This window comes from Pseudomonas sp. WC1 (genome assembly GCF_050586565.1).
Lineage (GTDB): Bacteria > Pseudomonadota > Gammaproteobacteria > Pseudomonadales > Pseudomonadaceae > Aquipseudomonas.
This window is the reverse complement of record NZ_JBOBDQ010000119.1, coordinates 1-2,144: the sequence shown is the minus strand read 5'-3', so window position 1 is coordinate 2,144 and position 2,144 is coordinate 1. Positions and strand designations below refer to the sequence as shown.

The 2,144-nt window shown below is 61.1% G+C and carries 1 protein-coding gene; it reads left to right on the top strand.

What is annotated here, in order from left to right; translation table 11 throughout:
• Positions 1-2,144, top strand: a 2,144-nt coding sequence (locus ACQ4OD_RS26280) for an immunoglobulin-like domain-containing protein (RefSeq protein WP_430945215.1), incomplete at both ends; no start/stop codon positions are given.

The window sequence follows — 2,144 nt, the reverse complement described above, 5'->3', positions numbered from 1 at the left end:
CCGCACCGGATGACGTGTTCGTCGGCGGCCAGCCTTCTATTGTCAACAAGATCGAATCGGTTGCCGGTGGCGACAACTTCGAGAAACTGACCCTCGGCGACAACTCGGTCACCACCACCGTGACTGACGAGCCAGGTACCGGCACCCCAGGCACCGATAACCAAGGCGACAAGGTCACCGTCACCATCGTCGGCAAAGGCGATGTCACCGAAGACCAGCAGCCAGCCTTCACCGTCAAGGTCAGCCAGAAGCTCGACCATGACCTGACCGTCACCCTGTCCAATGGCGACAAGGTTGTGATCCCGGCCGGCCAGACCGAAGCCGAGTACAAGGCCAAAGCCCAAGGTGATGACGTCTTCAAGGACGGCGATACCTTGACCGTCGGCATCACCGATGCTGCCGTTGACGGCAAAGCTTTCGAAAATCTGGAGCTGGGCGGTAACGCTTCCGTCCAGATCACCGACACCATCAGTGAGGTCGTCGCAACCCTGACTGCGGACAAGACCACCGTCAACGAAGGTGGCCAGATCACCTACACCGTGACCCTGACCAATGCCCAAGGTCTGCCGGTCAACGGCCACAATGGCCTGACCTTTACCCTGACCGATGGCACCAAGGTCACCGTTCCTGCCGGCAGTGCCAGCGGTACCTTCACCATCACCGCTCCTGACGACGTATTCGTCGGCGGCCAGCCGAGCATCGTCAACAAGATCGAATCGGTTGCCGGTGGCGACAACTTCGAGAAGCTGACCCTGGGTCAGGACGAAGTGAAGACCTCCGTCACAGACGAGCCAGGCACCGGCACTCCAGGCACCGACAACCAGGGCGACAAGGTCACCGTCACCATCGTCGGCAAAGGCGATGTCACCGAAGACCAGCAACCGGCCTTCACCGTCAAGGTCAGCCAGAAGCTCGACCACGACCTGACTGTCACCCTGTCCAATGGCGACAAGGTGGTGATCCCTGCTGGCCAGACCGAAGCCGAGTACAAGGCCAAAGCCCAAGGTGATGACGTCTTCAAGGACGGCGATACCTTGACCGTCGGCATCACCGATGCTGCTGTCGATGGCAAGGCCTTCGAGAACCTGGAACTGGGTGGCAACGCCTCGGTGCAGATCACCGACACCATCAGTGAAGTGGTCGCGACCCTCACCGCTGACAAGACCACCGTGTCCGAGGGCGGCCAGATCACCTACACCGTCACCCTGACCAATGCCCAGGGCCTGTCGATCACCGGCCATAACGGCCTGACCTTCACCCTGACCGATGGCACCAAAGTCACCATTCCGGCGGGGAGCGCCAGCGGCACCTTCACCATCACCGCACCGGATGACGTGTTCGTCGGCGGCCAGCCTTCTATCGTCAACAAGATCGAATCGGTCGCCGGTGGCGACAACTTCGAGAAACTGACCCTCGGCGACAACTCGGTCACCACCACCGTGACCGACGAGCCAGGTACCGGCACTCCAGGCACCGACAACCAGGGCGACAAGGTCACCGTCACCATCGTCGGCAAGGGCGATGTCACCGAAGACCAGCAGCCAGCCTTCACCGTCAAGGTCAGCCAGAAACTGGACCATGACCTGACCGTGACCCTGTCGAACGGCGACAAAGTCGTCATTCCAGCCGGTCAGACCGAAGCCGAGTACAAAGCCAAAGCCCAGGGCGACGACGTCTTCAAAGACGGCGACACCCTGACTGTCGGCATCACCGATGCTGCCGTTGACGGCAAGTCCTTCGAGAATCTGGAACTGGGTGGCAACGCCTCGGTGCAGATCACCGACACCATCAGTGAAGTGGTCGCGACCCTGACCGCCGACAAGACCACCGTCACCGAAGGCGGCCAGATCACCTACACCGTGACCCTGACCAACGCTCAGGGGCTGCCGGTCAACGGCCACAACGGCCTGACCTTTACCCTGACCGATGGCACCAAGGTCACCATTCCGGCCGGCAGTGCCAGCGGCACCTTCACCATTACCGCTGCGGACGACGTATTCGTCGGCGGTCAGCCGAACATCGTCAACAAGATCGAGTCGGTTGCCGGTGCCGACCACTTCGAGAAGCTGACCCTCGGCGACAACTCGGTTACTACAACCGTGACCGATGAGCCGGGTACTGGCACCCCAGGCACCGATAACCAA